24 protein-coding genes and 1 tRNA gene are annotated in these 23,809 nt (G+C 72.8%); 9 read left to right on the top strand and 16 right to left on the bottom strand.

Features of this window, described 5'->3' with window-relative positions:
* Window positions 1–232: 232 nt before the first annotated feature.
* From ACZ4M8_RS20670 to ACZ4M8_RS20680, 3 genes are read right to left on the bottom strand one after another with little or no spacing between them, the layout of a single operon-like run.
* The gene (locus ACZ4M8_RS20670; RefSeq protein ID WP_399089799.1) at window positions 233–1,114 is read right to left on the bottom strand and encodes an SDR family oxidoreductase; all 882 of its coding nucleotides are present in this window, start codon (window positions 1,112–1,114) and stop codon (window positions 233–235) included.
* Entirely contained in the window at window positions 1,111–2,100 is a 990-nt protein-coding gene (locus ACZ4M8_RS20675) for an alpha/beta fold hydrolase (RefSeq protein WP_467609389.1), read from the bottom strand. Before ACZ4M8_RS20675 ends, ACZ4M8_RS20670 begins: the two co-directional genes overlap by 4 nt.
* The gene (locus ACZ4M8_RS20680) at window positions 2,097–3,614 is read right to left on the bottom strand and encodes a flavin-containing monooxygenase (RefSeq protein ID WP_467609390.1); all 1,518 of its coding nucleotides are present in this window, start codon (window positions 3,612–3,614) and stop codon (window positions 2,097–2,099) included. The genes ACZ4M8_RS20675 and ACZ4M8_RS20680 overlap by 4 nt, the downstream gene beginning before the upstream one ends.
* A 177-nt stretch (window positions 3,615–3,791) precedes the next feature.
* Here ACZ4M8_RS20680 and ACZ4M8_RS20685 point away from each other — a divergent pair, with 177 nt between their 5' ends.
* Window positions 3,792–4,604, top strand: a complete 813-nt coding sequence (locus tag ACZ4M8_RS20685; protein ID WP_467609392.1) for a MerR family transcriptional regulator — start codon at window positions 3,792–3,794, stop codon at window positions 4,602–4,604.
* Between the two features lie 77 nt (window positions 4,605–4,681).
* Here ACZ4M8_RS20685 and ACZ4M8_RS20690 read toward each other — a convergent pair whose 3' ends face one another.
* Both ACZ4M8_RS20690 and ACZ4M8_RS20695 read right to left on the bottom strand, forming a co-directional pair.
* On the bottom strand, window positions 4,682–5,323 hold the full coding sequence (locus ACZ4M8_RS20690; RefSeq protein WP_467609393.1) for a class I SAM-dependent methyltransferase: 642 nt from the start codon (window positions 5,321–5,323) through the stop codon (window positions 4,682–4,684).
* Window positions 5,324–5,387: 64 nt separating this feature from the next.
* Entirely contained in the window at window positions 5,388–5,840 is a 453-nt protein-coding gene (locus tag ACZ4M8_RS20695; RefSeq protein WP_467609395.1) for a glycine-rich domain-containing protein, read from the bottom strand.
* Window positions 5,841–6,020: 180 nt separating this feature from the next.
* On the opposite strand from ACZ4M8_RS20695, the gene ACZ4M8_RS20700 reads away from it, so the two are divergent.
* Window positions 6,021–7,205, top strand: coding sequence for a helix-turn-helix domain-containing protein (locus ACZ4M8_RS20700; RefSeq protein ID WP_467609397.1), 1,185 nt, complete (start codon window positions 6,021–6,023; stop codon window positions 7,203–7,205).
* Window positions 7,206–7,429: 224 nt separating this feature from the next.
* Here the strand turns inward: ACZ4M8_RS20700 and ACZ4M8_RS20705 are convergent, their stop codons facing one another.
* Complete coding sequence (locus ACZ4M8_RS20705; protein WP_467609399.1) at window positions 7,430–8,233, bottom strand: exodeoxyribonuclease III; 804 nt, start codon at window positions 8,231–8,233, stop codon at window positions 7,430–7,432.
* Window positions 8,234–8,374: 141 nt separating this feature from the next.
* Between ACZ4M8_RS20705 and ACZ4M8_RS20710 the strand changes: the two genes are divergently transcribed.
* The 6 genes from ACZ4M8_RS20710 (at window position 8,375) to ACZ4M8_RS20735 (ending at window position 14,401) form a co-directional block, all read left to right on the top strand.
* Complete coding sequence (locus tag ACZ4M8_RS20710; protein ID WP_467609401.1) at window positions 8,375–8,869, top strand: GNAT family N-acetyltransferase; 495 nt, start codon at window positions 8,375–8,377, stop codon at window positions 8,867–8,869.
* 161 nt (window positions 8,870–9,030) lie between these two features.
* A complete protein-coding gene (locus ACZ4M8_RS20715; RefSeq protein WP_467609403.1) occupies window positions 9,031–9,960 on the top strand; it encodes an ABC transporter ATP-binding protein in 930 nt (309 codons plus the stop codon).
* Complete coding sequence (locus ACZ4M8_RS20720) at window positions 9,957–10,979, top strand: ABC transporter permease subunit (protein WP_467609405.1); 1,023 nt, start codon at window positions 9,957–9,959, stop codon at window positions 10,977–10,979. The genes ACZ4M8_RS20715 and ACZ4M8_RS20720 overlap by 4 nt, the downstream gene beginning before the upstream one ends.
* A 181-nt stretch (window positions 10,980–11,160) precedes the next feature.
* Window positions 11,161–11,559, top strand: a complete 399-nt coding sequence (locus tag ACZ4M8_RS20725; RefSeq protein WP_467609407.1) for a GntR family transcriptional regulator — start codon at window positions 11,161–11,163, stop codon at window positions 11,557–11,559.
* 249 nt (window positions 11,560–11,808) lie between these two features.
* On the top strand, window positions 11,809–12,702 hold the full coding sequence (locus ACZ4M8_RS20730) for a MerR family transcriptional regulator (RefSeq protein WP_467609409.1): 894 nt from the start codon (window positions 11,809–11,811) through the stop codon (window positions 12,700–12,702).
* A gap of 274 nt (window positions 12,703–12,976) precedes the next feature.
* Window positions 12,977–14,401 carry a glycosyltransferase gene (locus ACZ4M8_RS20735; RefSeq protein WP_467609411.1) on the top strand — a complete coding sequence of 475 codons (1,425 nt, stop codon included), beginning with the start codon at window positions 12,977–12,979 and terminating at the stop codon, window positions 14,399–14,401.
* Window positions 14,402–14,528: 127 nt separating this feature from the next.
* Here ACZ4M8_RS20735 and ACZ4M8_RS20740 read toward each other — a convergent pair whose 3' ends face one another.
* The 3 genes from ACZ4M8_RS20740 to ACZ4M8_RS20750 form a co-directional block, all read right to left on the bottom strand.
* Window positions 14,529–14,882 carry a winged helix-turn-helix domain-containing protein gene (locus ACZ4M8_RS20740; RefSeq protein WP_467609413.1) on the bottom strand — a complete coding sequence of 118 codons (354 nt, stop codon included), beginning with the start codon at window positions 14,880–14,882 and terminating at the stop codon, window positions 14,529–14,531.
* Window positions 14,879–15,415: a hypothetical protein gene (locus ACZ4M8_RS20745; RefSeq protein ID WP_467609415.1), complete on the bottom strand. Its 537-nt coding sequence runs from the start codon at window positions 15,413–15,415 to the stop codon at window positions 14,879–14,881. The genes ACZ4M8_RS20740 and ACZ4M8_RS20745 overlap by 4 nt, the downstream gene beginning before the upstream one ends.
* A gap of 189 nt (window positions 15,416–15,604) precedes the next feature.
* Window positions 15,605–16,849: a serine hydrolase domain-containing protein gene (locus tag ACZ4M8_RS20750; protein WP_467609417.1), complete on the bottom strand. Its 1,245-nt coding sequence runs from the start codon at window positions 16,847–16,849 to the stop codon at window positions 15,605–15,607.
* 513 nt (window positions 16,850–17,362) lie between these two features.
* Between ACZ4M8_RS20750 and ACZ4M8_RS20755 the strand changes: the two genes are divergently transcribed.
* Window positions 17,363–18,241, top strand: a complete 879-nt coding sequence (locus tag ACZ4M8_RS20755; RefSeq protein WP_467609419.1) for a hypothetical protein — start codon at window positions 17,363–17,365, stop codon at window positions 18,239–18,241.
* 304 nt (window positions 18,242–18,545) lie between these two features.
* On the opposite strand, the gene ACZ4M8_RS20760 is transcribed toward ACZ4M8_RS20755, so the two are convergent.
* The 7 genes from ACZ4M8_RS20760 to galU all read right to left on the bottom strand — a co-directional run bounded on the left by ACZ4M8_RS20760 (window position 18,546) and on the right by galU (window position 23,774).
* Window positions 18,546–18,618: transfer RNA gene (locus ACZ4M8_RS20760), tRNA-Ala, on the bottom strand.
* A 72-nt stretch (window positions 18,619–18,690) separates the two neighbouring features.
* Window positions 18,691–19,740 carry a divisome protein SepX/GlpR gene (sepX, locus tag ACZ4M8_RS20765; RefSeq protein ID WP_467609421.1) on the bottom strand — a complete coding sequence of 350 codons (1,050 nt, stop codon included), beginning with the start codon at window positions 19,738–19,740 and terminating at the stop codon, window positions 18,691–18,693.
* Between the two features lie 151 nt (window positions 19,741–19,891).
* Entirely contained in the window at window positions 19,892–20,515 is a 624-nt protein-coding gene (locus ACZ4M8_RS20770) for a GNAT family N-acetyltransferase (protein ID WP_467609994.1), read from the bottom strand.
* Window positions 20,512–21,012 carry a MogA/MoaB family molybdenum cofactor biosynthesis protein gene (locus ACZ4M8_RS20775; protein ID WP_467609423.1) on the bottom strand — a complete coding sequence of 167 codons (501 nt, stop codon included), beginning with the start codon at window positions 21,010–21,012 and terminating at the stop codon, window positions 20,512–20,514. Before ACZ4M8_RS20775 ends, ACZ4M8_RS20770 begins: the two co-directional genes overlap by 4 nt.
* A complete protein-coding gene (gene moaC / locus ACZ4M8_RS20780) occupies window positions 21,009–21,491 on the bottom strand; it encodes a cyclic pyranopterin monophosphate synthase MoaC (RefSeq protein ID WP_030282029.1) in 483 nt (160 codons plus the stop codon). The genes ACZ4M8_RS20775 and moaC overlap by 4 nt, the downstream gene beginning before the upstream one ends.
* A gap of 59 nt (window positions 21,492–21,550) precedes the next feature.
* Entirely contained in the window at window positions 21,551–22,867 is a 1,317-nt protein-coding gene (gene glp / locus ACZ4M8_RS20785; RefSeq protein WP_467609425.1) for a molybdotransferase-like divisome protein Glp, read from the bottom strand.
* Window positions 22,868–22,871: 4 nt separating this feature from the next.
* Window positions 22,872–23,774 carry a UTP--glucose-1-phosphate uridylyltransferase GalU gene (gene galU / locus ACZ4M8_RS20790; RefSeq protein ID WP_467609427.1) on the bottom strand — a complete coding sequence of 301 codons (903 nt, stop codon included), beginning with the start codon at window positions 23,772–23,774 and terminating at the stop codon, window positions 22,872–22,874.
* Between the last annotated feature and the right edge of the window lie 35 nt (window positions 23,775–23,809).

A 23,809-nucleotide genomic window follows, 5' to 3' on the forward strand; every position in this document is an offset into this window, starting at 1 on the left:
GGACGCGACCAGCCTGGCATGTGCTCCGTCCGGCCGCATTTCGATCACCCCGGGGCGGCGGACCGGGCGGACCGGTGATCAACAGGGCGGCGGGGGTTGCCGGTTGGCCACCGGGCCGGAGCGCGGACGGCCACGGCGGGCACCACGCCGACCGGCGCCCCGGCCACGGGCCCAGGCACCCGGCGTCCCGGGACCCGCCGCCCCGCTCACCGCCCGCCCCGGCGCCGCCCCCTCACCGCTCCACGCGCGCCTTCTCGTCCGCCTCGCCGCCGGCGCCGACCAGACCGAGGCGCATCCCGTCGAGCCGGTCGCCGAACCGCCGCATCTCCCGCTGACCGACCGTCCCGATGAGCGCCGGGAGGTAGCCGCGGACCGACTGCATCCCGCGCAGCCACCACTGGCCGTAGACGTGCGCGGAGCGCCGCTCGACACCGTCCGCGATCCGGTCGACGGCGGGCCCCAGCGGATACGTCTTGTTCGACGGCCAGGGCAGCCGCGAGCGCAGCTCCCGCATCAGGTCGTCCCTGTCGGCGCCGCGCACCATGTCCGTATCGGTCCAGCTCAGATAGCCCACGCCGACCCGTACGCCCTTGTGGCCGACCTCGCCGCGCAGACTGTGCGCGAACGCCTCGACGCCCGATTTGGAGGCGCAGTACGCCGTCATCATCGGCGCCGGGGTGAGCGCGGCGAGCGAGGCGATCTGGAGGAAGTAGCCGCGCGACTCCATGAGGACGGGCAGGAAGGCGCGGGCGGTGACCGCGCCGCCGATGAGGTTGACCTCGATGACCCGCCGCCACGCGTCCGGATCGGAGCCGGCGAACGGGCCGCCGGTCGCGACCCCGGCGTTGGCGACGACCGCGTCCACCTTCCCGAAGCGCTCCTTCACCTCGGCGGCGACCCGCGCCATCGCGAGATGGTCGGTGACATCGGCGTACCAGTGGTGCGCCGGTCCGCGCAGCGACACCGCGACCTCGCGCAGCGCGTCCGGCTCCAGTCCGACCAGCGCGAGGGTGGCGCCGCGCGCGGAGAGTTTGCGGGCCAGCAGCTCACCGACCCCGCGCGCCGCCCCGGTCACCACCACGACCTGGCCCTGGAGCCCCTTACGTCCGCTCATGCCGCTTCCCCCTTCGCCTTGCCGTCCTTGCGCCGCGCGGCGCCGTCCTTCTTCCCGGACGGCGCACCGGCCGCCTCCTCTTCCGCCAGATGCGCGGTGACCAGCGCGCGCAGCCGGGACGTCACCGCGCCCGGGTCCTCCAGCGGCGTCATGTGGCCCAGCCCCGGCAGCTGTGTCAGCCGGCGGCAGTCGGGCAGGACCGAAGCCAGCCGCCGGGCGAGCACCGCCGGGGTGAGCCGGTCCGCGGTGCCGACGAGCACCTCCGACGGGACGTCCAACCGCGCGGCGCCGCCGGTGAGTTCGAGCCCGTACAGCACCCGGCCCCAGCCGCCGCGGACGCCGGTCGGGCAGGCGTGGACGATACGGGCGCACGCCTCGACCTGTTCGGCGGCGGAGGCGGCGCCCATCGTGGCGTACTTCAGGGCCGCCTTCGAGACGGGTCCGACCGGGCCGAGCGGGGCGCGGGAGTGGAGCATCAGCCGGTGCGCCCGGCGCCGACCGCGCGGGGTGCGCAGCGGAAGGACCCGCGCTTCGGCGGGCAGGTCGGCCGCGCCGGTGCTGCACAGCAGGACGGCGGCGGCCCGCTCGCGCAGGACGGGCCGGTCCGCCGCCGCCATGATCGTCATGCCGCCCATGGAGTGGCCGCCGATGACGGCCCGCTCCCCGGGTGCCAGCGTCGCCTCCAGGACGGCGGTCAGGTCGTCGGCGAGGGCGGCGGTGCTGTAGCCGCCGGGCCCGGGGGCCGGGCTGCGGCCGTGTCCGCGCTGGTCGTAGACGATGACGCGGTGGTCGGCGGCGAGGTCGCGGACGATCGGCGCCCAGAAGGCGGTGGAGCAGGTCCAGCCGTGGGCGAGGACGACCGCCGGGGCGCCCTCGGGCCCGTGGATCTCGGTGTACAGCCGGGAGCCGCCGGAGGCGACGTACCGCGCCCGGCGGGGCGCCGGCGGGGCGTACGGTCCGCTGATGACGTGTCCGGGGCGCTTCATACGGCGACCTCCTCGGCGGTGGCGGGGGTGCGGCGGCGGGCGGCCCGCGGCCGCAGCAGGGCGTACTCGGCGAGGTCGACCTGGCGGGTCTCGCGCCGGAATTCGGCGGTGGTGCCGGGCCAGGCGGTGGTGTTGCGGCCGTTGGCGTCGAGGTACCAGCTGTCGCAGCCGCCGGTGGTCCACACGGTGCGTTCCATCCGCCGCTGCATGTGGTCGCTCCAGGCGGCGACCGCCTCGGGGCGGGCGTCGAGCGCGATCCGGCCGCCGAGGACGTCGAGTTGGCGCAGGTAGTCGGCGAGGTAGTTCAGCTGGGACTCGATCATGAGGATCATCGAGCTGTTGCCGAGGCCGGTGTTGGGGCCGATCAGGGTGAGGAAGTTGGGGAACCCGTCGGCGCTGGTGCCCCGGAGCGACGCCATACCGTCCTTCCACCGTTCGGCGAGGGTGACGCCGTCGGCGCCGGTGACGCGCTCGGCGATCGGCATGTCGGTGACGTGGAAGCCGGTGCCGAAGATGATCGCGTCGGCCTCGGTGCGGCTGCCGTCGGAGCCGATGAGGGTGGAGCCGTCGATCTCCCGCAGTCCGGCGGCGATCACGTCGACATTCGGGCGGGCCAGCGCCGGGTAGTAGCTGTTGGACAGCAGGATGCGTTTGCAGCCGATGCGGTAGCCGGGCGTGAGTTTGGCGCGCAGTGCCGGGTCCTTGACCGCCCGCCGCAGGTGCGCCCGGCCGACGGTCTCGACCAGACCGAGTTCGCCCGTCCGCTTGGTGAAGGCGCTGACCTGGAGCTCCCGGATGCCCCAGAGGAGCCCGCGGCGTGCGGCGCGGGTGGCGGGCACCTTGGCGTGCAGCCAGCGCTCCAGTCCGGTGATCGGGCGGTCGGCGCGCGGCAGCACCCAGGCGGGGGTGCGCTGGAAGAGGCTGAGGCGGCCGACCTCGGGCTGGATCGCCGGGACGATCTGGATGGCGGAGGCGCCGGTGCCGATCATGGCGACGCGCTTGCCGCGCAGGTCGTAGCCGTGGTCCCAGCGGGCGGAGTGGAACACCTTGCCGGGGAAGGTGTCCAGCCCCGGGATGTCGGGGATCTTCGGGTCGGAGAGCGGCCCGGTCGCCGAGACGAGGACGTCGGCGGTGAGCGGTCCGCGGGCCGTGGTGATCTCCCAGCGCAGCGCGTCACCGTCCCACCTGGCGTGTTCCACCTCGGCGTGGAAGCGCAGGTGGGGACGGATGCCGTAGGTGTCCGCGACGTGTTCCAGGTAGGCGCGGATGTGCGGCTGCCCGGAGAAGTTCCGCGGCCACCGGGGGTTGGGCGCGAAGGAGAACGAGTAGAGGTGCGACGGCACATCGCACGCGCACCCCGGATACGTGTTGTCCCGCCAGGTGCCGCCCACCGCTCCGGCGCGCTCCAGGACCACGAAGTCGGTGATCCCCTCCCGGCGCAGTCGTACGGCCGCGCCCAGACCGCCGAACCCCGATCCGATCACCGCCACCCGCACATGTTCCCGCTCGGACATGCCACCGCCTCCCCAGGCTGCAGACTCCGTCGATCACACTTCATCAATCGCGCCAGCAATCACTGGCACAATCGAGAGCGTAAGGCAGCTCCGTACTGTTCGGTAGGGGTCGCGCGCCGGGAAGTTACCGCCGGTTGCACCTGCGGCCGCCGCCCGCACCGCACATAGGGTGACCGGGTGGCCGCGAACGAGAACCCCAACCACCAGCACGAAAAGCGCGAGTTCCGGACGGCGGAACTGGCCGCCGAAGCCGGTATCACCGTCCGCACCCTGCGCTTCTACCGCGAGCGCAGACTCCTCCCGCCGCCACGCCGCGAGGGCCGCATCGCCTGGTACGACGAGCACCACCTCGCCCGGCTCCGCTCCATCACCGCCCTGCTGGACCGCGGCCACACCCTCGGCGGCATCACCGAACTCCTCGCCGCCTTCGAGAACGGCCGCGACGTCGGCGAACTCCTCGGCATGGAGGGCACCTTCGTCGCCCCCTGGTCGGACGAGACCCCCGTCCGCCTCACCCCCGAGGAACTGGCCGACCACTTCAGCGGCGACGTCACCGCCGAGAACCTCGCCGCCTCCCTCGACATCGGCTATCTCGCCGTCGACGGCGACGAGTTCGTCCACACCAGCCGCCGCCTGCTGGACGCCTCCACCACCCTCGTCTCCCACGGCATCCCCCTCGCCGCCGTCCTCCAGGCGGGCCGCGCCGTCCGCACCCACGCCGACGCCATAGCCGCCATCGCGACGACCCTGATCCGCACCCACCTCACCGACCCGCCCACCGGCACACCCCCCGACGCCTGCGACATCAACCACCTCACCCACACCATCGAATCCCTCCGCCCCGTCTTCCAGGCCGTCATCGACGCCGAGATCACCATGGCCATGGACCGCCGCGTCCGCACCGAACTGGACAGCTGGCTACGGGGCGAACGCCCGGACACCGACGAGCCCGGCGACGGGAGGACACCGGCGGACGGCACAGCCGGATAGCCCGGGAAGCCGCAGGTCAAAGGGGGGCGACGAAGGGGCGTTTCGCGGGTGAGCGGCGAAAGTCCCAGCGGTACGCGTTACGCGCAGGCCACGACCAGGAGGGTTCCCTCACTTCGCCCTTCCGGGGGAGGAATGATCCCGGCTTGGATGCCCGAGAATCCGGCAGCCGCCAGGAGGGCCGTCCATTCATCTGCCGAGTGGTCCCACCTGATTACCGCCTTGGCCTCCCTCAGCGGACCCACCGGCTTCATACCCTCGACAGAAGGCTTGTGGGAGAAGGCCAGCACACCGCCGGACGGCATCCTTTTACGGATCAGAGGGAGGAGGTGTTCGGGGTCCGTGAACCAGACGGGCCCGAAGATCGACAGAACCACGTCGAAAGGGCCTTCCGTGCGGGTCAGGTAGTCCGTCACCTCAGCCGTGTGGAAGGTGAGCCCGGGGAGGTGCCCCCATCGAGCTACAGCCTTCCTGTACTGACTCGGTGCGATATCGACCCCGCTGCAGGTGGCCCCGAGGGTGGACAGGTGAGCCAGATTGCAGCCGGTACCGCAGCCCAGTTCCAGAACGGTACGGCCCTGGAGATCTCCAAGGACCGATTCATCAGGGCCGTGGTCCGGGTACTGAGTCCAGTTCAACCACGTGCGGGCGCCGACGGCGTTGACCTCACGCCGTGGGGTTCGCCCCCGCGCGTACCGCTCCCAGGCTTCCACGACCTCCATGCGGCTCCCTTCCGTAGGGGCAACTCCCCTTAAACTCAGGGGAGTTGCCATGATTCACGCGTTCTCACACCTTGCCGCTGTTAGGACTGTCGTGGCACCCGGCGTGGCACTGGGAGCAGTCGGCTCCCTGGGAGGCCCACAACTCCTGATCGATGGCGAAGCCGGAGTCCCGGATGGCCTGGACGGTGCCCTTCAGGACGTGCGGCTGCTCCTCCCCCTCTTCCGGGAGGTGCGGGATGTGGTGAATGTAGCGTCCCGCGTGCTGGACACAGAACGCCATGTAGGTGGCCGTGTCGAGCACGAACGTGTGGACACCCAGGTCCACGGTCTGAGCCGGCCCCATGCGGAGCTCGGGGCGTTCGGCGGAGGTCACCAGGTAGGCGACGGCCTGGCCGAAGATGCGTTCCGCGAGGTCACGCTCCATGGCGTGATCCCGCATGATGAGCCGGACTTCCCGCTCCCAGACCTGGGAGGAGACACAGTTCCGGGGGTTACGGACCTCTACTGCTGTAGCCATCACGGACCTTTCACTCGGTCGTGCTCGCCGGTGTCTGTATCCAGTGAACGGCCCTGGAGAACAGGGAACTTGCACACCCCTTGCACACGGCAGCTCCAGGCGTGCTGGAACCCGATACGGGTATGTGCCGGGCTTGCGAGGATGGCTCCAGCGGTTGTCTCCACGGGTAGGGCTGATCACATGAGCAAGGCCACCGAACTGCCACCGGGCGCGAACCTGGCCGCACTCCGGAAGGAACGGGGGCTCACGCAGAACCGGCTGGCGCGGCTGGCCGGTGTCAGCGTCTCCCTGCTGTCCAAGATCGAGGTAGGCGACCGCACTCTCACGCCCGCGATCGCCGCCGCGGTGGGCAGGCCGATGGGCTTGAGCATGGCCGAGGTCCTGGGCAGAGCCTCGGTGGCCAGGAACGAGGAAGGCCGCCTGTCGGACCTGCGATCGGCCGTTCGGGACTACGACCTGCCGGCACGCCGGAAGGTCCAGGAGGACGCTCTCACGGCGTCCGTGGGCGCCGCCGGGCGGCACAGGGACGCGGCGGAGGTGGACCGGCTCCTGGCCGTACTCCCTGACCTGCTGAGGGACGCCACGACGCACGCGCACACGGCCAACACCGTGGAGAGCTGGATGGCTCTGGCCGAGGTTTACAGCAGCGTCTACTGGCTGGCCGCCCGGCACCGGTGGATGGACATGGCGGAGCTCGCCGTGACTCGCCAGAGGTGGGCCGTCGAGCAGAGGACGAACCCGCTGGGCGTGGCGATCGCGGCCAGGGACCGGGCAGGGGCGTACTTGAACGGCGGGGACTTCGAGGGCGGCCTCATGGTCGTGGACCGGGCGATCGGCCGGGCTCAGGCCGCCCTGTCGGGCCAGGAGAGGGCCTTCGCCGTGGGACTCCTCAACCTGCGCGGGATGACTCTCGCCGGACGCCTCAAGGACAAGAAGGAAGGCAAGAGGGAGGCGGAGCGGCACATCAGGTCGGCCTGGGAGGCCGCTGAATGGTTCGACCAGGACCGGAACCGGCACAGCATGATCTTCGGGCCCCGGAACACGATCACCCACGTTCTGGCCACCCGGCTGGATCTGGGGCGGCCCCGTGAGGCGCTGCGGGTGGCGGAGGATCTGGATGCGGCTCTGGAGGGCCTGCCCGCCACCCGTGTGGCTCCCTCGCACCTGAATCTGGCCAGGGCCCGGCTCGATGTCGGGGACCGTGACGGGGCTCTGGAGAGCCTGTCCGCCGCGTGGGCGGCGGCACCCCAGATGGCCCGCATCCACCCCATGGCGCGGGAGGCGTTCCGCGTGCTGTCATCCCTGCACCGCAGGAGCAACCCGGAGCTCCTGCGGCTCTCGAAGCTGTCGGGGATCCAGGTCTGAGGGGAGCGGGGCAGCCCATCCGACCTGCGAAGACAGGCTGCCCCCGGCGGCCGGCCGGCCACACGTCGAAGAGGGCCGTCACGGCGTCTGGCCGACCTCCGTCACCGCGTTCAAGGCCGACCGCTCCGGCCCCTGACCCCGCCCCCACGAAAACGCCTCCGCGCCGGCGAACAAGCCGATGCCCAGGCGGCCGCGAGGGCGTCCGGCCCGGCGCCCCGCGCCACTCAGTCCCCGTACACCACCGTCACCGGCGCATGATCGCTCCACCGGGTGTCGTAGCTCTCCGCGCGCTCGACGAACGCCTTGGTCGCGCGGCGGGCGAGGCCGGGCGTGGCCATGTGGTAGTCGATGCGCCAGCCGGCGTCCGTGTCGAAGGCGCGGCCCCGGTAGGACCACCAGGAGTACGGGCCGGTGGTGTCGGGGTGGAGGGCGCGGACGACGTCGACGTAGCCGCCGGAGGTTTCGGAGAGGACGTCGGTGAGCCAGGCGCGTTCCTCGGGGAGGAAGCCGGACTTCCTGCCGTTGGCCTTCCAGTTCTTCAGGTCGGCCTCCTGGTGGGCGATGTTCCAGTCGCCGCAGACCAGGACCTCGCGGCCGTCGGCGGCAGCGCGGGTGCGCAGGTCGGTGAGGTACGGGAGGAATTCCTTCAGGAAGCGTTCCTTCTCGTCCTGGCGGTCGGTGCCGACCTCGCCGGACGGGAGGTAGAGCGAGGCGACCGTCACGCCCGGGAGGTCGGCCTCCACGTAGCGGCCGCTGGCGGCGAACTCCGCCGAGCCGAAGCCGACGCGGACGGCGTCCGGCTCGCGGCGGGTGTAGAGCGAGACGCCCGCGCGGCCCTTCGCCGCCGCCGGGGCGTGCACGGTGTGCCAGCCCTCGGGCTCGCGGACCTCGGCCGGGATCTGGGCGGGCTCCGCGCGGACCTCCTGGAGGCAGAGGACGTCGGCGGCGGTCTCCGCCAGCCAGGGCACGAAGCCCTTCTTGGCGGCGGCACGGATGCCGTTGACGTTCACGGTGGTCACGGTGAGCAAGGCGGGCTCCTCAGATTCGCAGGCGACGGCGGTCCCACGCGTTCCCCGTCACGGTGAGCATCCCGGCACGATACCCAGCCCTCCCGGCCTGTCTCCAAAGCCGCTCGCCGGGCCCGGCGGGCGCGCCGTACGCTGTCCGGAATGGATAACGGTGTGGAGATACGTGCGGTCCGCTACGACCACCCCGACGCGGTGGTCCTCGACGCGCTGGTGCGGCGGGAGTACGCCCGCCGCTACGGCGAGACGGACTTCACACCGCTCGACGCCGCGATGTTCGACCCGCCGCGCGGCCGGTATCTGCTCGCGTACGACGGCGGCCGGCCGGTGGCCACCGGCGGCTGGCGGACCGAGGAGGACCCCGCCGAGGGGTACGCCGCCGGGGACGCCGAGATCAAGCGGATGTTCGTGATCGAGGAGGCGCGGGGGCGCGGGCTGGCCCGGCGCATCCTGGCCGCCCTGGAGGCCGACGCGCGGGCGGCGGGCCGTGCCCGGATGGTGCTGGAGACCGGCACCGAGCAGCCGGAGGCGCTGGCCCTGTACGCGTCGTGCGGGTATCTGATGGTCCCCGCGGCGGAGAAGTTCGGGGAGTTCCGGACGTACGAGGACAGCCGGTGCATGCGGAAGGCGCTGGTGTAGGCCCGCTTTCCGCCGCCTTTCCCCGTCCGCCGCCCCTGGCTTCTCGCCCGGGGGCGGCGTTTTCCGTACGTGCCGCCGGGCGCTCCGTCCCCTGTTTGACATGGCTCCGTCCCGCTCTCCATACTCATTCCACTAATCAACTAGCTAAAGGGGTGAGCCGGGTGAGTGACCAGAGCCCATGGGCGATCGAGGCCGACGGTCTGGGGAAGAAGTACCGCCGCGGCTGGGCGCTGCAGGACTGCTCGTTCCGGCTCCCCGCAGGGCGTATCTGCGCGCTGGTCGGGCCCAACGGCGCCGGCAAGAGCACCTTCCTGGGGACCGCGACGCGGCTCGTGCAGCCGTCCGCCGGCTCGCTGCGGCTGTTCGGTGTGCCGGTCTCCGACCCGGCCGTCCTCCAGCGGATCGCCTTCCTCGCCCAGGACAAGCCGCTCTACCCGCGCTTCACCGTCGCCGAGACACTGCGGCTGGGCCGCGAGCTGAACCCCGGCTGGGACCAGGCCCTGGCCGAGCGGATCGTGAAGGCGGGCAACGTCCCGTTCACCGCCAAGGTCGGCACGCTCTCCGGCGGTCAGCGCACCCGCGTCGCCTTCGCGCTGGCCTTCGGCAAGCGGCCCGACCTGCTGCTTCTCGACGAGCCGATGGCCGACCTGGACCCGCTGGCCCGCCACGAGATGGCCGGGCTGCTGATGGCCGAGGCCGCCGAGCACGGCACGACCGTCCTGATGTCGTCCCACATGCTCTCCGAGATGGAGGACATGTGTGACTTCCTCCTCGTCCTCTCCGAAGGACGGCTGCGGATGGGCGGCCCCACCGACGAGCTGGTCCCCGCGCACACCCTGGTGACGGGCCTGGCCGTCGGCAACGGCCTGCCCGACGACCTGACCCGGCAGCACACCGTCGTCGAATCCCGGGTCACCGGGCGGCAGTTCACCGCGCTGATCCGCCCCGGCGGCCCGCTCTCCGACAGCTGGGAGCAGCAGGCGCCCGGCCTGGAGGAGGTCCTGCTGGCGTACCTGCGCTCACCGCAGGCGCCCACGATGATCGCGGACGAGGCCCGCCTCGACGCCGCCACCCCCGGACGTGCCGCATGACCACCGACATCCGGGCGGAACACCGCCCCCGGCAGGAGGGGAACACCCCCGCCATGAGCGACACCACCGCCGGCCGCTCCCCGGGCAGGCTGCTGCGCGGTCTGCCCTGGCTGGTCTGGCGCCGCCACCGCGCGGCACTGACCATCGGCCTCGCCGTCACCGTGCTGCTCACCGCGTACTTCGTGTACCAGCACTTCGCCGTCCTCGACTTCGTCCGGGAGTACGGCGCCGAGCCCGGCGAGAGGACGACACCGGCGTTCGTCAAGCGGTTCGGTACCGCCTTCAACGGCGGGGTGGTACTGCTGAGCGGCCTGCCTGCGCTCATCGGGCTCTTCCTCGGCGCCCCGCTGATCTCCGGTGAGCAGGAGCACGGCACGGTCCGGCTGGTCACCACGCAGTCCGTCAGCCGCGGCCGGTGGATCGCCGCGACGCTGGCGCTGCCGCTGGCCCTCGTCGTGGTCTGCACCACGGCGCTGTCGATGGCGTTCCGGTGGATGTGGGCCCCGGTCCACGTCCTCGCGTTCCACAGCGACTGGCTGAACAGCGGACCGTTCGACGTCACCGGCCCGATGCTGCCCGCCAAGGCGCTCCTCTTCGCGGTCTGCGGTATCGCGCTCGGCGTGGTCCTCAAGCGGGTCCTCACCGCGATGGTCGCCACCGTCGTCTTCATGGGGGCGTTCAGCCTCGTCTGGGAGCGTATCCCCGCCCACCTCGCCACCCTGCGGCGGATGTTCGCCCCGCTCGCCGACACCCCGCCGATCCCGGTGGACGCCATCTACATGGACAACTGGGTGGCCACCGCCGACGGCAAGCTCTACGGCTTCGGCACCTGCGCGGAGACGACCGAGTCGGCCACCACCGCCTGCGAGAAGAAGCTGGGCATCACGCAGAGCGTCACCGACTACTTCGGCTTCGACCAGATGGCCGGCATGCAGTGGCGGGGTTCGCTCCTGATGCTGGCGGCGAGCGCGTTGATCCTCGGCTTCGTCATCTGGCGCGCCCGCAGGCGGCCGCTCTGAGCGCCGGCCGGCCCGCCGCCCCCGGTCACCTGCCGTGCCGCGCTTTGACACCCGGTAGCGGTCGCACCATCATCAATCGGTCGGGCCGTACGGAGTCCGGCACACGCGGCGCACGGCGATCGGGGCGGCCGGGCCCGTACGGGACCGGCGGACGGCCGCGGCAAAGGGAAGAGCCGGAGAGGTGGTGAGCGTGGTCGAGTTCCGGATCGACCGGCGCAGTGGCGTGGCCACCTACCTCCAGATCGTCCAGCAGGTGCAGCAGGCACTGCGGCTCGGCACCCTGGTCGAAGGGGACCGCCTGCCCACGGCGGCGCAGGTCGCGGCCACCACCAAGGTCAATCCGAACACCACGCTGAAGGCCTACCGCGAGCTGGAACGCGAGGGACTGGTCGAGCCGCGCCCCGGCCTCGGCACCTTCGTCAGCCGCACCCTGGCCCGCCCGGAGTCGGCCGCCGACACCCAGCTCCGCGAGGAGCTGCGCGCCTGGATGACCCGGGCCCGTACCGCCGGTCTCACCCGTGAGGACACCCAGGCCCTCCTCAACTCCGTCCTCCAGGACACCTACCAGGACGGCGGCTGAGCCCCGGCCCGGCGGCGGACCCCCGCCGCCGGGCCCGTCCGCCGCCGTACCGCCCCCGGGAGCCCGCGCCGCTCCCGGGGACGTTCGCCTTCCCGGGGCCTGCTCCCACGGCCGGGCCCGCTTGACCCTCACGTCGCGTCAGGGCGCACCCTGAGAGGCGACGGGGGCGGCTCGCCCCGGCCCCCTACGGGCGGGCCGGGGCTCCGCCGCGAGGAACCGCAGGACGGACCAGGACGAAAGGGCGCCGCGATGAGCTACACGGTCGGCCAGGTGTCCCGCTTCGCGGGCATCACGGTGCGGACGCTGCACCACTACGACAAGGCCGGACTGCTCAGCCCCGGCGACCGCAGCCCGGCCGGATACCGCCGCTACACCGACGCCGACCTCGCCCGGCTCCAGCGGATCCTCTTCTACCGCGAGCTGGGCTTCCCGCTCGGCGAGATCGCCACGCTCCTCCAGGCGCCCGACGCCGACCTCCTCGACCGGCTGCGCGCCCGCCACCGCCGGCTCACCGAGGAGATCGCCCGGCTCGGCCGTCTGGTGGAGGTCGCCGAACGCGCCATGGAGGTCCAGCGGACCGGCGTACGGCTGACGCCCGACGAACGGTTCGAGGTCTTCGGCGAGATCGCCTTCGACCTCAGCTACGCCACCGACGCCCAGCACAAGTGGCGCGACAGCGCAGGTCACCGGCGTGCGATGGCCCGTGCCGACACCCACACCAAAGAGGACTGGACCCGTCTGATGGCCCAGGCGACGGACTGGCGCGCCCGTCTGCTCACCGCGTACGACGCCGAGGAGCCCCCGGACGGCCCGGTGGCGATGGGGCTCGCGGAGGAACACCGCGCCCACATCAGCCGCTGGTTCACCCCCTGCCCCACCGATATGCACGCCCGTATCGCCGACGACTTCCTCACCGACCCCCGCGCCTTCGCCCTCCTCGTCCCCCCGTCCGAACAACGCCCCGGTCTCGCCTCCTACCTGCACACCGCCATCCACGCCAACGCGGTACGCGACCCGGGGACGGGGACGGGGACGGCGGATGAGCCCCTGGAGGCGGAGCCCGGGGAGCCCGGCGGGGCGGCCGAAGCCTTCCGATGCGCCGGGCCAGAAGACCCGCCGGGCCAGGACCGGCGCGACCGGTGACCTCCGGACCGGCAGGCCCAGGGGCCTCCGGCACACCGGGACCGAAAGCCCCCAGGACGCCCCGCCCGAAGGCTCCCGGCGCGACCGATGACGTCCGGGTCGGCGAGCCCCGGGGCCCCGGCTGCGCGGGGCCCGAAGCTCCCGGCACGCCGTGCCCGAGACCTTCCGCACGGACCACTCGCCCCCTAGGGGCCCGCACCACGCCCGCTCCCCGGCCACCGCGCCCGTCCCGCCGCACCGGCTGCGGACCGCGCGCCCACGGAAGGCCCACGCCATGAAGATCCTCCTCACCGCCGCCGGTTCGTACGGTGACGTCGCCCCGTACACCGGGATCGGCGCCGCTCTCCTCGCCGCGGGGCACGACGTGGCGATCGCCACGCACGACGGCTTCGCCCCGCTCGTCCGGGCCGCCGGGCCCGAATTCCGGCGGCTGCCCGCCGATCCGGGACGGACGGGCGGCGCCGGGCACGGCGGGCGGGCCCTGATGCGCGCCGCCGCCGCGTTCGCCGGTGAGCTGGGGGCGGGCATGGCCGACGCCGTCACCCCGGATACGGACCTGCTGCTGCTCTCCGCCACCACCGCCCCGCTCGGCCGGCACCTCCGCGAGGCGTACGGCATTCCCGCGCTCGGCCTCCCCCTCCATCCCACCGCCCCCACCAGGGAGTTCGCACCCGTGGTGGCCGGTGGGCGGCACCTGGGCGGCTGGGGCAACCGCCTCGCGGGCCACCTCGCCCCGCGCGTCGTCGACCGGCTGTACGCCGACGCGGCCCGCGCCCTCCGCGCCCGCCTCGGCCTGCCGCCCGCCACCCCGGGCGCCGTCCGCCGCCGCGCCGAGGCGGCCTGGCCGCGGGTGCTGCACGGTTTCAGCGAGGCCCTGCTGCCCCGGCCCGCCGACTGGCGCCCCGGCCTCGACGTCGTCGGCAACTGGTGGCCCTGGCACGCCCCCGACGCCCAACTCCCGCACGAAGTACGGGCGTTCCTCGACGACGGCCCGCCCCCGGTCTTCGTCGGCTTCGGCAGCATGGCCGCCGGCGAGGGCGCACGCCTCGGCGACCTCGCCGTACGGGCACTGCGCCGCGCCGGACTCCGCGGCATCCTCCAATCAGGCACCGCGGGCCTGACCGCCCCCGCCACCGCCCACCCCGGACCGGCGCCCCTCCCGCTCCGTCGGGCCGAGGCCACGGCCCCGGACGCCCCCGGACCCGCCGGCACCGGCCCCCGCTCCGCCACCCCCGGCGATTCCCCTACGGGTGCCCGTACGGATGCCCCCTCCCCCGAAGGCGCCGCCGCGGCTCCGTGCACCACCGCCACCCCCCTCGCGCACGCCTCGGGCGATGTCCTGACCATCGGGGAGGTGCCGCACGCCCTGCTCTTCCCCCGCACCGCGGCCGTGGTGCACCACGCGGGCGCCGGGACCTCGGCCGCCGCGCTCCGCGCGGGCGTCCCGAGCGTGCCCGTACCCGTCACCGCCGATCAGCCGTTCTGGGCCGGGCGACTGGCCGCACTGGAGGCGGCCGTACCCCCGATCCCGTACGCCGCACTCACCGCCGACGACGCCGCCGACCGGCTGGCCGCGGCACTCACCCGGGCCACCACCGACCCCTCCCACCGGGCCCGCGCCGCCGACGCGGCCCGCCGGATGGAGACGGAGGACGGCATCGCCGCCGTCGTCTCCGCCGTGGCCCGCCTGGCGGACTGACCCCGCAGCGACCCGCCGCCACCGCTGGTGCGCACATGGCACTTCCGGAGGGACTGCCACCGCCCCGCCCGCAGCGGCCCGGCACCTTCGCCCGCACCGGGCCCCGAGCAGGCGCGGCACTCCCCCGCTACTCCCCCGCCTCCGGGCGCGCCCGCGCTCCCGCGCTGCGGGCCGTGTCCGCGATGCCCTGGAGCGCGGCCAGATGACCGGTCAACGCCGACTCTCCCGCGTCGGTGAGGGCGAGCCAGGTACGGGGCCGCTTGCCCGCGTACCCCTTGCGGATCGCGACGTAACCGGCCGCCTCCAACGCCGACGCGGCCTTGCTGAGAACCGAGTCGGACACCTGGCAGCCGTCCCGTACGGCCGCGAACTCCGCCTCGTCGCAGGCGGAGAGGAACGCCATCACCGCCAGCCGGGTCGGGTGGTGGATCGCCGCGTCCCACCGCGGCTCCCCGGGCGCGCCGGGTCCGGTCCCGCTCACGCCGCCCCCGGCTCGTCCCGCAGCCGCGCCAGCTCCCGCCGGGCGGCGGCGTTGCGCCACATGAAGTTGCCCCATACGCAAAGGCCCGCGACCACGTACACCGCGAGCCGCGCCGCGAACGCGCCGGTCCCGAGCAGCTGCGCCGCGCCCCAGGTCACCGCGCACACCACCGCCGTGATCAACAACCCGTAGCGGCCCCGCCGCAGCCGCGCCGACAGCGGCACGTACCGCACCACACCCGTACCGCGCGTGGCGAACCACCGTACGAGACGGACCGCCAGAACCCCGGCGAGTGCGACCACCAGCGCCACCAGGACCGGGAAGCCGTCCCGGCCCGCGCTCCAGCTCTGCGTGGCCCCGACCGCCACCACGATGAGCGCGAACACCGGGCCGCACCACGAGGGGAAGATCCGCGCCTGGACCTCGGCCCGCGCCCGAGCCGCCTCCGCCTCCCGCAGCCCGCTCACCGCGTCCGGCGCCAGAACCTCGGCCCCGCAACCCACCGCGTCCGGCGTACTCCCCTGCACCGCCATCACGTCCACCACCCCTCCCGGCACCCGGCCGGGCACCGCACATCGTCCACCCCACCCTGCCACACACTTTCCACTCTGGAAAATACTTTCCCGGGAGGGGAGTGAAGCGGAGCGTGGCCCGGCGCACCGCCCCGGGCCCGGCGACCGCCACCCCCTCACGGCCACCGGACCCCGCCGCGCAGGAGCCCGCTACCCGTACAGGGGGAACAGGTCGTACGGCTTGTACCCACTCGTGGAAACGAAATCAATGGCAGGCCAGATGATCCGGTCGGCGACATACAGAAGGGAGCTGTCATAAGCAGACTCCCCCCTCAGACGCTCGGGCTGTTTGTTGGCCAGGAAAGCGAACGAGTAGCCGTCGTCACGCGAGATCAAGAACCCCATCGTCCCGACCATCCAGCCGCCGTGCCCGGCCGACACCACCCGCCCGGGAATTTTCACCGGGGGAGACGAGGGGGTGACGGGAGGCACATAAACGGGAGGGCCATGGAAGAGCTCCAGCCCCAATCCGTATCCGGGCGCATCATCGGAGCCAACGATCATCTGCGTTTTGGTGCCCCGCGTCAGCACCCCCTCCTTCATACTGAACACACCTATCTCTTTCGCCATCCGCAGCAGATCTATCGGATTGGCCACCCAACCGCCGTGCGAGTCGAACAGACCTACTCTGAGCTTGTAGGGATTCCGCAGTCCCTCACCGAAGTATTCGACTTCGCCGGAGTTCGCGGTGGCGGGCGACTCGGACCCGATATGCATACGGCTGATTCCGCACTTACTGAGAACGGCGTCCTTGGCGTACTGCTCGTAGGTTTTCCCGGTGACCTTCTCGATGACCCTCCCGAGCAGGCAGTACCCGAAGTTGCTGTATTCGTGGAGCAGCCCCGGCGCCCGCATCGGAGGACGCTCGTCCAGCATGTGACCAATGATCTGAGCGTGGGTCCTGCCCGGACTCGTGAACATCGGATCCAGAGGGGCGCCCACCGCGTCCAGGTCCGTCCACCCACTTGTGTGCTTCAAGAGGTGGCGCACCGTGAGCATCGTCGTGAAGCCGCTGTACGGCTTCGACCCGTAGGCGGTACCGAGAATTCCATTGGCTCCGAACACCGTTCGGTCCAGGGTGATTTTGCCTTCCTGGGACAGCCTCATGACGCACGCGGCCGTCACCATTTTCGATATGCTCGCAATGCGGAAAACATCGCTTTCGGTGAGTGCTTCCGAGGCTCCGAACGGCCTCCTGGCCGAGCCGAAAGCGTCAGCATATTCAAGTCTTCCGTCCCGCATGATGGCGATCGAAATCCCTGGCACGCTGTATTTCACCAAGTAGCTACTGATGTCCCGTTCGAGCCTCGCTCCGTAGAGCTCTTCACGCGACCGCCTCTGGTCCGCCAGAAGTTTCGCCAGAGCAATCAAAGCCGGTGGGATATGTATGGTCATGGCGACCTCTCATATGCCTTCCGGGGCAAGCGCCCCCGGTCCGGCCGCTCGGCCGTTCGACCCAGCCCACGAGAATGCGAGTCTCGGCGAGCGCCCCATCGCGTGCCCCGCGCACAGATATTTCCATTTTAGGAGCGTCCGGTACCACTGCATCCGGACGCTCGTTCCCCCGGATGCACGACCGCCCGGCACCCCGGGGAATTCGCCGTACGCAGCGCCCCCGCCCGCCCTGCGCGCATGAGGCGGCCCCCGCCTCCGTGACGCACCCTCACCGCCGCCCACGGACACCCCCGTCAGCAACGGCCCCGCCCCGCAGGGGCCCGGCCCAAGGCACCAACTGGCGCCCATCGCGCCCCACTTGATGCTCTAAAATAACGCCCCCTACTGGACTCTCCTGAACACCAGAAGGAGCGTTGTGGACGCCGAGACGGTGGCACGCGCCTCAACCCCCGGGACAGCGGCACCGACCGGCCGCCCCCACCCCTCCACCGGACTCCCGAACGGCGCCCCGCGATGACCGAACAGCCCCGGCCCGCCCCTTCGGAGCCCCCGCAGCCCCCTACCGGCCAACCGCCCACGTCCACGACCTCGTTCACCGCGCACGCCACCGACCAGGCACGGACCTACCAAGCCGGCCGCGACGTCAACGAGCACCACCACTACCCGGCGCCGCCCGCCCCCGCCCGGCCGAACCGCCCCGTCCCGGCCGGTGTGACCTGGTCGCTGGTCACCGCGGTGATCCTGGCGCTCGGCGCCGTCACCGGCGTGGTCCTGTGGGAGCGGCACAAAACCCCGGCCACCGGCCCGGTCACCGCCACCGGCCCGGCCACCACCCCCGCCCCGGCATCCCCCACACCCACCCCGCGGCAGAGCCCGTCCCCCGACCACCCCACGGACACCCCGACCACACCCCCCGCGACGCCCACCGAACGGCCCGCCGCCCCTGCCGCCTCCGCGGACACCGCCGACTCCGGCCCCGTCCCCAACCCGGCGGCGGGCAACTGCCGCTCCTGGACGACGAGTTCCCAGGCGCCCGGAGTCCAGGTCCGCTCCTGCGCCCGCCGCGACGGGGACCGCCTCTACATGGTCGGCGAGTGGCGCACCACGTCCGGCCACGCCCTCGTGGACGTCTATCTCTGGCTGGAGGACTCCGCCAAGAAGGTCGTCTACCCCGGCCCCGACAAGCGCAACGGCATCGGCTTCCACACCATGCCCGCCTACCCCACCCCCCGCGACGACGCCCCGCAGTGGCGGGAGATCGAGGTCCGCCAGAACCTCGTACCCGGCGAGAGGTACCAGGTCTGCGCCTACGTGATCACCGCCGGCGGCCCCCCTCCCGAAGCCGCGAGCCCCGGCACGACCGGCCTCCAACACGGGGTCACCTACCGCTGACCGACCGGCCCCGACCGAGCCGAGGGCACCGGTCGGGCCACCCGGCACCCTCGGCCCCGCACGGAACAGCCTGCCTGCCGGTGCCTCCACCCCGGGTCGGCGGCCGGTCTCCGGCAGCGGCCCGCGCCAGCCGCTGCGCGGCGCCGCACAACCCGCTCGTCTCCTCGATCCCCAGGCCCCGCCGGTCCCGGCACGCCGGAGGAACGACCGGCACGCGCCCGCACAACAACCCCCACAACGCAGAAATCCCGCCCGATCAGAAGATCGGGCGGGATTTCAAGAACTCTCCGGGAGAGTCCGCCGGTGGACCTGAGGGGATTCGAACCCCTGACCCCCTCGTTGCGAACGAGGTGCGCTACCAGCTGCGCCACAGGCCCTTGCGACGAGTGAAACTCTAGCACCTCCCAGGCGGTGCTCGGAAATCGCTTCCCGTGCTGGTCAGCGGCGGGCTACTCGTTCGCGGCGCGGGGGCGGTCGTAGTCGTCCGGGTCGGCGGTGTCGTGGGGCGCCGGGGAGGCGTACTGGTCGAACAGCGGGGTGCGGCCCCGGGAGCGGCGGGGAGCGGCGGGGCGGTCCTGGCGCTGCGGGGGCTCGGGGTGCTCGGCGGCGGCGCTGGAGCGGGCGGAGCTCCAGGCGTCGTCGGTGTCGAGGTCGACGTGGCTGGTGGCGCGGGGGGCGACCGGGGCGGTGACGTAGGTGGGGAGCGGTACGGGGACCGGTTCCCATGTGCCGGATCCCGGGTGCGGGCGCTCCCGCTCGCGCTGCTGGTCGACCCACTCGGCGTGGTCGGTCTCCTCGACGAGAGCGCGGCGGCCGGCGGCCTGGGCGGGCTCGGGGCGCGGCTCCGGGTGGGGCTCGGCCGGGGCGTCAGCGGCGGGGTCGGCCGGGTGGTCGGCGGCGGGCGGCTGGTCGGCCGCCCGCGGAGGGCGGGGGCGCCCCTCCCGCAGCCGTTGCGCCGCCGCCTCCGCCTTGCGCTGGTCCATGGTGAAGGTGAAGCGGCGCCGCTCCTGGGTGCGGAGGTAGACGATGTACGCGCTCAGCAGGAGGGCGGGGGCGGCGGGGGCCCAGAGGAAGGCGGTGCCGCCGACCGCGGCGACGATCGCGCCGACGGTGAAGGTGAGGAAGAGCACCGTGATGGTGCGCCGGCGGCGGGCGAGGACCTTGGCCCGCTTGGCGCGTTCGCCGAGCGAGGGGCGTGGCGGGTGGGCGGCGACCCGGGTGCGGGGGTCGGTCGCGGGGTCGCCGGGGGGCCGGACGTCGGCCTCGTCGGGCCGGTGGTCCGGTTCCTGCTCGTCGGCGGCATCGTCGGCGAGATCGTCCTGCTCCTTGTCGTAGCGGCGCTGCATGGCCGCTCGGCCGGAGAGGAGCCGGATCGCCGTACTGAAGCGCTCCGTGGGACGCGCTTCGTTCAGCTCGTCCTGCCTACGGAGCCACATCGGCACCAAGTAGGCAGCCCAGGCCCCGACGATGACTGCGTAGATGAGGCCGCTGCTTCTCACGACTCACACGGTAGAGGGGTTTGCGGGGGGCCATCCGCCAATTGGGCCGGTGTGTCGCACGATCTGGCTGATATCTCGAACTTTTTTTGTGATTGTTGAGATCAGCACTCTTCGGATGTGGCCATTCGATGGAGCAATTCGAACAGGCATTTCATTTGTGGGGCGTGCCAGGCTTCTGCCGTCGCCAGCGGTTCAGCATTCCTTCGGGGACCTCATCCGCGGTCAGCGCGAATACCACGTGGTCACGCCAGGCGCCGTCGATGTGCAGATAGCGCGGGCGCAGTCCCTCCTCGCGGAATCCGAGTTTCTCCACCACCCGGCGGCTGGGCGCGTTCTCGGGGCGAATGCACACCTCGATGCGGTGCAGTCCCACACTCCGGAAGCAGTGGTCGACGGCGAGTGCGACGGCGGTCGGAATGACGCCGCGGCCGGCCACGTCGCGGTCCACCCAGTAGCCGATATGGCCCGAGCACATCGAGCCCCAGGTGATTCCGGCGACGGTCAGCTGACCGGCCAGCCGGCCCCGGTATTCGACGACGAACGGCAGCATCCGGCCCGCGTACGCCTCGGCCCGCAGATGGCGGACCATCTGACGGTAGGTCGGGCGGTGCGGTACGGGGATGCCGGGCGGGGGCGGCGGGACCGTCGCCTCCCAGGGGCGCAGCCAGTCGCGGTTGCGGACGTTGACCTCGCGCCAGGCGCGCTGGTCGCGCAGTTTTATCGGCCGGAGGGTGACGTCGTTGTCCGTGAGGACGACCGGCCAGGGCGCGTTCAGCGGGTGCTCCGCGGGGGCCTGGGGTGGTCGCCGCCGCGGATCTGGTCGACGGCGTGCGGCAGGAGAGCGGCGAGGACGGTGAGGCCGTCGCGGACGCCGCCGGACGAGCCGGGCAGGTTGACGATCAAGGTGGTGCCGGCGATGCCGGCCAGTCCGCGGGAGAGGGCCGCGGTGGGCACCGCCTCGCGGCCCGCGGCGCGCAGCGCCTCCGGGATGCCGGGGATCTCCCGGTCGAGGACGGCGCGGGTGGCTTCGGGGGTGCGGTCGGTGGGCGAGAGGCCGGTGCCGCCGGTGGTGACGACGGCGTCGTACCCGGCGGCGACCGCCTCGCGCAGGGCCTGCTCGACGGGTGCGCCGTCCGGGACGACGCGCGGCCCGTCGACCGTGAAGCCCATGGCCGTCAGCCCCTCGGCGAGCAGCGGGCCGCCCTTGTCGGGGTAGACGCCGGCGGCCGCGCGGTTGGAGGCGGTGACGACGAGGGCGCGCGGGGCGGTCATCCCCGGCTCCAGTCGCCGGACTTGCCGCCGGTCTTCGTCTCGACCCGTACGTCGGTGATCACGGCCGCCTTGTCGACCGCCTTGACCATGTCGACGACGGTGAGCGCGGCGACGGACACCGCGGTCAGGGCCTCCATCTCGACGCCGGTGCGGTCGGTGGTGCGGACCGTGGCGGCGATCTCGACGGCGTCGTCGGCGACGGTGAGGTCCACGGTGACGCCCGAGACGGCGAGGGGGTGGCAGAGCGGGATCAGCTCCGGGGTGCGCTTGGCGCCCATGATCCCGGCGATCCGGGCGGTGGCCAACGCGTCGCCCTTGGGCAGGCCCTCGCCCCGGAGCAACGCGACGACCTGCGGCGACACCAGGACGCGGCCGGTGGCGCGGGCGGTGCGGGCGGTGACGTCCTTGGCCGTGACGTCGACCATCCGGGCGGCGCCCGCCGCGTCGAGATGGGTGAGGTGTTGCTGGCCGCTGCTCATTGTTCTCCTGGTCCGCGCTGCCGCCTGTGGGACGACACCGTACCCCTGGGGCGCGGCGGCTACCCGAGCAGGACGACGTCGACGCTCCCGCCCGCGTCGACCCCGGTGGTGTCCTCGGGGACGACGATCAGGGCGTTGGACTGGGCGAGCGCCCCGATGAGGTGGGAGCCGGCGCCGCCGACCGGGGTGACCGTCCCGGCATCCGCGTCGTAGGAGCCGCGCAGGAACTGGCGGCGGCCCTCCGGGGAGCCGGTGATCGCTTCCGTGCACGCGGCGGGGACGGTGGTGCGGTGCACGTCGGGCAGGCCCATGAGGGTGCGGATGGCGGGGCGGACGAAGAGTTCGAAGGAGACGTACGCACTGACCGGGTTGCCGGGGAGGGCGAGCAGCGGGATGCGGTCGGGGCCGAGGAGGCCGAAGCCCTGGGGTTTGCCGGGCTGCATGGCGAGGCGGCGGAACTCGACGGTGCCCTCCTCGGCGGAGAGGTCCGTGAGCGTCTCCTTGACCACGTCGTACGCGCCGACGCTGACGCCGCCGCTGGTGACCAGCAGGTCGGCCCGGATGAACTGGTCCTCCAGGGTGGCGCGGAGGGTGTCGGGGTCGTCGGCGACGGCGCCGACGCGGTAGGCGATGGCACCGGCGTCCCGGGCGGCGGCGGTGAGCTGGAAGCTGTTGGAGTCGTGAATCTGCCCGGGGCCCAGGCTCTCGCCGGGCTGGACCAGTTCGCTGCCGGTGGACAGGACGACGACGCGGGGGCGGGGCCGGACCCGGACCGTGCCGCGGCCGATCGCGGCGAGCAGACCGATCTGCGGCGGGCCGAGGACCGTACCGGCGCGCAGGGCGCGCTCGCCCGCGGTGACGTCGCTGCCCGCGGCACGGATGTGGGCGCGGGCGGCGGCCGGGCGGTGCACCCGGACCTCGCCGGAGGCGCCCGCGGGGGACGCGCCGCGGGCCGCCATGGAGTCGGCGGGGCCGCCGCCGCTGCCGCCGTCGGTCCACTCGACGGGGACGACGGCCTCGGCGCCGGGCGGAACGGGCGCGCCGGTCATGATGCGGGCGGCCTGCCCGGGGCCGACGACGGGCAGCTCACCGCTGCCCGCCGCGACATCGCCGATGACGGTGAGGGTGGCGGGGAACTCCTCGGTGGCGCCGTCGACATCGGCGACGCGGACCGCGTAGCCGTCCATGGAGCTGTTGTCGAACGGCGGGAGCGCGGCCGGAACGGTGACGTCCTCGACCAGGACGCACCCCTGGGCGTCGAGCAGTTGCAGCTCGATCGGGTCGAGGGGGCGGATCTTGGCGAGGACGTCGTCGAGATGGCCGGCCACCGACCAGACGCGGTGCGGACGGCGGGTCGGGTCGGTGGTACCGCTCAAGGCCCTACAACTCCTCGGTGACGTAACTGCGCAGCCAGGTCCGGAACTCCGGGCCCAGGTCCTCACGTTCGCATGCCAGTCTGACAATGGCACGGAGGTAATCGCCGCGGTCGCCGGTGTCATAGCGGCGGCCCTTGAAGACGACGCCGTGCACCGGGCCGCCCAGGGACGGGTCGGCGGCGAGCGTCTGGAGGGCGTCGGTGAGCTGGATCTCGCCGCCGCGGCCGGGCGCGGTCTCGCGCAGCACGTCGAAGACGGCCGGGTCGAGGACGTAGCGGCCGATGATGGCGAGGTTGGAGGGGGCGTGCGCCGCCTCGGGCTTCTCGACCAGGTCCGAGACCACCACGACGTCGTCGTCGCCCGTGGGGGTGGCGGCGGCGCAGCCGTAGAGGTGGATCTGGGCCGGGTCGACCTCCATGAGGGCGATGACGGAGCCGCCGTGCCGCTCCTGTATGTCGATCATGCGCTGCAGCAGCGGGTCGCGCGGGTCGATGAGGTCGTCGCCGAGGAGGACGGCGAAGGGCTGGTCGCCGACGTGCGGGGCGGCGCAGAGGATGGCGTGGCCGAGGCCCTTGGGGTTGCCCTGGCGGACGTAGTGCATGGTCGCCAGGTCGCTGGACTCCTGGACCTTGGCGAGGCGGGATTCGTCGCCCTTGCGGTGCAGCGCCTCTTCCAGCTCGTAGTTGCGGTCGAAGTGGTCCTCCAGGGGCCGCTTGTTGCGGCCGGTCACCATGAGGACGTCGGAGAGTCCGGCGGCGGCCGCCTCCTCCACCACGTACTGGATGGCGGGCTTGTCGACGACCGGCAGCATCTCCTTGGGCGTGGCCTTCGTGGCGGGGAGAAAGCGGGTGCCGAGGCCGGCCGCCGGGATGACGGCCTTGCTGATCCGGGGGTGCGATGGGGTCATGCGGAGCACCATAACCGGACCGATCCGAACGATGA

Source organism: Streptomyces sp. NPDC027185, from assembly GCF_055567035.1.

Bases quoted from the DNA above. Each gene is read 5' to 3' on its own strand.
- ACZ4M8_RS20670 (WP_399089799.1), bottom strand. From the start codon at position 1,114: ATGAGCGGACGTAAGGGGCTCCAGGGCCAGGTCGTGGTGGTGACCGGG.
- ACZ4M8_RS20675 (WP_467609389.1), bottom strand. From the start codon at position 2,100: ATGAAGCGCCCCGGACACGTCATCAGCGGACCGTACGCCCCGCCGGCG.
- ACZ4M8_RS20680 (WP_467609390.1), bottom strand. From the start codon at position 3,614: ATGTCCGAGCGGGAACATGTGCGGGTGGCGGTGATCGGATCGGGGTTC.
- ACZ4M8_RS20690 (WP_467609393.1), bottom strand. From the start codon at position 5,323: ATGGAGGTCGTGGAAGCCTGGGAGCGGTACGCGCGGGGGCGAACCCCA.
- ACZ4M8_RS20695 (WP_467609395.1), bottom strand. From the start codon at position 5,840: ATGGCTACAGCAGTAGAGGTCCGTAACCCCCGGAACTGTGTCTCCTCC.
- ACZ4M8_RS20700 (WP_467609397.1), top strand. From the start codon at position 6,021: ATGAGCAAGGCCACCGAACTGCCACCGGGCGCGAACCTGGCCGCACTC.
- ACZ4M8_RS20710 (WP_467609401.1), top strand. From the start codon at position 8,375: ATGGATAACGGTGTGGAGATACGTGCGGTCCGCTACGACCACCCCGAC.
- ACZ4M8_RS20720 (WP_467609405.1), top strand. From the start codon at position 9,957: ATGACCACCGACATCCGGGCGGAACACCGCCCCCGGCAGGAGGGGAAC.
- ACZ4M8_RS20730 (WP_467609409.1), top strand. From the start codon at position 11,809: ATGAGCTACACGGTCGGCCAGGTGTCCCGCTTCGCGGGCATCACGGTG.
- ACZ4M8_RS20735 (WP_467609411.1), top strand. From the start codon at position 12,977: ATGAAGATCCTCCTCACCGCCGCCGGTTCGTACGGTGACGTCGCCCCG.
- ACZ4M8_RS20745 (WP_467609415.1), bottom strand. From the start codon at position 15,415: ATGGCGGTGCAGGGGAGTACGCCGGACGCGGTGGGTTGCGGGGCCGAG.
- ACZ4M8_RS20750 (WP_467609417.1), bottom strand. From the start codon at position 16,849: ATGACCATACATATCCCACCGGCTTTGATTGCTCTGGCGAAACTTCTG.
- ACZ4M8_RS20755 (WP_467609419.1), top strand. From the start codon at position 17,363: ATGACCGAACAGCCCCGGCCCGCCCCTTCGGAGCCCCCGCAGCCCCCT.
- ACZ4M8_RS20775 (WP_467609423.1), bottom strand. From the start codon at position 21,012: ATGACCGCCCCGCGCGCCCTCGTCGTCACCGCCTCCAACCGCGCGGCC.
- moaC (WP_030282029.1), bottom strand. From the start codon at position 21,491: ATGAGCAGCGGCCAGCAACACCTCACCCATCTCGACGCGGCGGGCGCC.
- galU (WP_467609427.1), bottom strand. From the start codon at position 23,774: ATGACCCCATCGCACCCCCGGATCAGCAAGGCCGTCATCCCGGCGGCC.